At 59.9% G+C, this 4,381-nt stretch carries 1 protein-coding gene and 1 pseudogene; both read left to right on the top strand.

The genetic code is table 11. From position 1 onward, the window contains the following. Positions 1-2,406, top strand: a pseudogene (locus ABX749_RS23805) (hypothetical protein); the annotation flags it as partial. A 467-nt stretch (positions 2,407-2,873) separates the two neighbouring features. After that, positions 2,874-4,381, top strand: a 1,508-nt coding sequence (locus tag ABX749_RS23800; protein WP_372898193.1) for an AIR synthase related protein, incomplete at its 3' end; no start/stop codon positions are given.

Here is a 4,381-nt window from a genome sequence, read left to right as displayed (position 1 = left end):
GGATCGACGACGTGGCGGGTGACCAGTCGCTCGTCCGGCGGAACGGCAAACGGTCCGTTGAAAGACATCTTGACGTTGCTCCGAAGCGACGACGAAGCGAGGGAGCGATTCGAGGAAGCCGCCAAGAAGGCGATTCAAGACAAGACGCTCGCCCCCTCGTCGCGGTTCTTGTCGGCGCTGGTCGACGTGGCCGACGACGCCAAACGTGACGCGGCCGTCGAGTCGATTCGTGAACTGATGGATTCCGACGCGATCGTCGCCGCAAAGGGTGCCGACACGTTGGCCATCAGCGGCGGATTGTTATGGCAGGGCGGCCAGGTGCTGGAATCGATTTCCGAGATCGATGACAAGACATCCCTGCTGGTTTCGATCTATCAAGCCGCCGCGGTCGATCCGAGTGTCTCCAGGACCGACATGCGGTTTTCCGTCGGCGCGCGACTGGTCAACGCCCTCGCAAAAGATGGTCAAAAGGCCCGGGCCCGAAACGTCTTGCTCGATGCCTACGCGAAAACGGACCATTCGGCCGAGGACCAATACAACCCCGGCTACGGCGACTATCAGGAGATCCAAGCCTACCAATCGATCGCCGAAAAATTGAATGAGATCGGATTTCCGATCGACGCCTGGATCATCTTTCAACAGTTGATCGCCAGCCCGGAACAGTTCGCCAACGCGAAACGCTGGGGCGGCGGCCTGTCGATCGACGATGCGAAAAAGACTGCCGAGCAGGTACGGAAGAAAATCACACCCGAGTCGTCGGTCGAGTACCTGGACATTCGCCGTCAATCACACGACGCCCCCAACGATGACCTGGCCATCCGATTGCTAGATCTGCCGCTGGAGATGATGCTCGTCGCCGATGCCGAACCGGGATTGCAAATCGCCATCGATTCGGCATCCCAAACCGACCCGGGCCGCGAGACACTCGAGGCGTTTTACCAGTCGTTAGAATCCCTTTCAGCGAAACGATCGAAGGATTGGTCGATTCCCGCGGCACAGCTGTTGGTCGCGATGAAGATTCGCCCGGACGATGTGGATGGCTTGCATGACACGCTGAACGAACGCTTGCCCGATGTCGCAACGATTCGTGAAGCGCTGGACACGCCCCGAGCCGCCACGCTTGAACCGCTGACGGGATTGCTTGCCGTTGCATCGGCCGCAGCGACAAGTGACTCCGCCGCCGCCGAAAGAATCGGCAAGAACGTCGGCAATTACCTTCGCGTGTTGGCGGACTCGCTGCAGAAACCCGGCCTGGAACTTGCGGTCGCCTCGATGGGTGGAGATGACGCGTCGCTTGCGGCTTTGCTGGATTCGATCGAGACGTCATCGGAGTCGGGGGTATCACTGATGAAGCCTCAACTCAATGCGTGTTTGAAAATCGCGATGATGGTCGCCAAACGCGGTGACATTCGAAATTCGGCCAGGGCGTTGAAACTGGCGCTGCAAAACGGGCCGCCGATCAGCTCCATTGGCAATGGAACCGACGCGTTCGCGATCAATACCAATCAAAACGTTTCCTCCACTTCCGTCGATGACGGCGTCCATGAACTGACACCGCGATTGTTGGACCTGGTTGATTTGTATTCCGATCTGACGGGCGAACAATTGGGGCTGCGTGAACCGAACGCCGACCTGGCATTGGATGCCGATGAAATTGATCAAGACACGTGGCAATCGATCGATCAAGCGTTGCGTGCGGTCGTCTTGCCGAGCGGTCAGCCGGGCATGGTCTATCCCTATGCCAAGCGAATCGCCTCTCGCACCAGCTACGATAATTATTCCAGCAACGATGACCTCCGTCCCCACTCGGTCTCGATCGCGATGGCGCGCGTCGCCGCGATCGCCGGCACCTCGGACACGCTGCTGGACTTGATTGCGTCACGAATCGAGTCCGCGGCCGACAAGAAGGAGGCGGCCGCCGTCCTGGTCGATGCGGCATTGGCGAGTGTGGTCCAAGCGGAGGGTGATACAGTTGCGCTGACCGAAGCGTTGGAGCGTTTTGCCGAGTCCGTCGACGCGATCCTGCCGAGCGCCGAAGCACCGGTGACCGAACCCGAACAGTTGTCGACGATTTCAGGCCAGGTTCAACAAGAGTCGTATCAGAAGAGTGACATCGTCGATCTGATGGTCCGCACGCTGGCCCCCCTGGTCGGGACCACCGACGGCGTCACCGAAGTGCATCGGGCCAAGGCGGCGGAGCTGTTCGAGAGAACGGCGCGATTGATTCAATCGGACAGCTACACGGCCAATCGGCATCGCGAAATCGCCCGGCGGATTGGGGAGAAGGTTCTGTCAGGAGCGGGCAAACCAGACGGTCACTCCGATGCGCAGCACGCCGAGCCAGAAACCGTGTTGGGCCAGCAACTCGATGCGATCAAACGATGGTTTTTGGGCGGTGGTCATTGATGCACAGCGTCCTGATGCACAGCGTTTCTGATGCACAGCGTTTCTGACACCACGAGTTTCTCAGCCACAATGAGATCCTGCCGTTTTTAAGTCGTTGAACACAAAGGGTTTTCGTCACTCTCCCCCTGGGCATTGGTATCTGCACATCTTTTGCATGCCAGATCGGTTCTGAGTGGATGGTTTCGGCCAACGGCCGTTCACATCCATAGCCTTGGGCATCGCCCAAGAGGTTCCTGGGGCGGCGCAACCCTCGCAAATGCTCGGGTTGCTTGCCCCAGGCTAGGGATATGCATGCCCTTTGGGCAAAAAATGACTTGTGTAGAGACCGATGCCCCCTCGGCCAGTTTCGCGTTTGAATTTCGATCCGCTCGGCCCGTTCTCGGCAATCGCAACTGATTTCGATACACTTCGTGGCACGCTGAGTTTTCTTCCCCGCACCGCTTTCATCCCCGCACCAGGACACGACGATGCCGCTGTGGCAGATTGACATTTATCCCGCCGAAAACGAGATCGACCGCGAGGGCGCCCGCACCAGCGAGGAAATTCATGAATTGGGCATCGGTGACGACGTCCCGGTGGTCTTCGCACGCGGTTTTTTGGTCCAGGGCGAAATCGACGGCGAACAGGCCCAGCAGATCGCCCAGACCCTACTGGCCGACGCGGTGACCGAGCGGACCGTCGTGGCGGTCGCCGGCGATGCGGTGTTGAGCCAGCCGCCGGTCGATTCGAACGACATTCGACTGGTCAACGTGTTGCCCAAACCCGGCGTGATGGACCCGGTCGCGGCCAGCACGATCGGGGCCGCCCGCGATTGTGGTTTCGACGTCCAGTCGGTCCGCACGATGCGAAAGTATTGGATCAGCGGTGTCGACGAGCCGACGTTCCAAACGATCTGCCGCCGCGCGTTGTCCAACGACTCGATCGAGCAGGTGATCGCCGGGCCGCTGGAAATGGAGCAACTCGATGTCGGCACGGCCTACGAATTCGAGCTCGTCCGCGTCCCGATTCGCAGCTTGAGCGATGACGAATTGGAAACGCTTTCGCGCGAAGGCCAGCTGTACTTGACGCTGGTTGAAATGCAAACGATTCGCGACCACTTCGTCGCACTCGATCGCGATCCGACGGACATCGAGCTGGAGACGATCGCGCAGACCTGGTCGGAACACTGCAGCCACAAAACGCTGGCCGGTCGCATTCATTACCGCGGGGTCGGCGCCGACGGAACGCCCGGCGGCGACGAGCGGCAATATGACAACATGCTCAAAGAAACCATCTTTGCGGCGACCCAAACGATCCGCAAGAACTTGGACGACGACGATTGGTGCGTCAGTGTGTTCAAAGACAACGCCGGCGTGGTGACCTTTGACGACCAATTCCATGCCTGTTTCAAGGTCGAAACCCACAATCACCCTTCGGCGCTGGAACCCTACGGCGGTGCGAACACGGGTATCGGCGGGGTGATCCGCGATCCGATGGGGACGGGCATGGGCGCCAAACCGGTCTGCAACACCGATGTGTTTTGCTTTGCACCGCCAGACACGCCTGCCGACCAATTGCCCCCGGGCGTGCTGCATCCGCGCCGCGTGATGAAGGGCGTCGTCGCGGGGGTCCGTGACTACGGCAACCGGATGGGCATCCCGACCGTCAACGGCGCGGTCTATTTTGACAAACGCTACTTGGGCAACCCGCTCGTCTATGCCGGCAACGTCGGAATGATCCCCGTCGGCATGGAAGACAAGCAGGTTCATCCGAACGATCTGATCGTTTCGATCGGGGGCCGCACCGGACGCGACGGCATCCACGGTGCGACGTTCAGCTCGGCGGAACTGACCAGTGAATCGGAATCATTGTCCGGCGGCGCCGTCCAGATCGGCAACGCGATCACGGAAAAAATGGTCTTGGATGTCTTGATGCAAGCCCGTGACCGGGGACTGTACAACGCCGTGACGGACTGTGGTGCCGGCGGGTTTTCCAG

Origin of the sequence: Stieleria sp. (genome assembly GCF_041595215.1) — a bacterium.
Lineage (GTDB): Bacteria > Planctomycetota > Planctomycetia > Pirellulales > Pirellulaceae > Stieleria > Stieleria magnilauensis.
The sequence above is the reverse complement of the archived record's forward strand: the minus strand, read 5'-3'. Positions and strand labels throughout refer to the sequence as shown.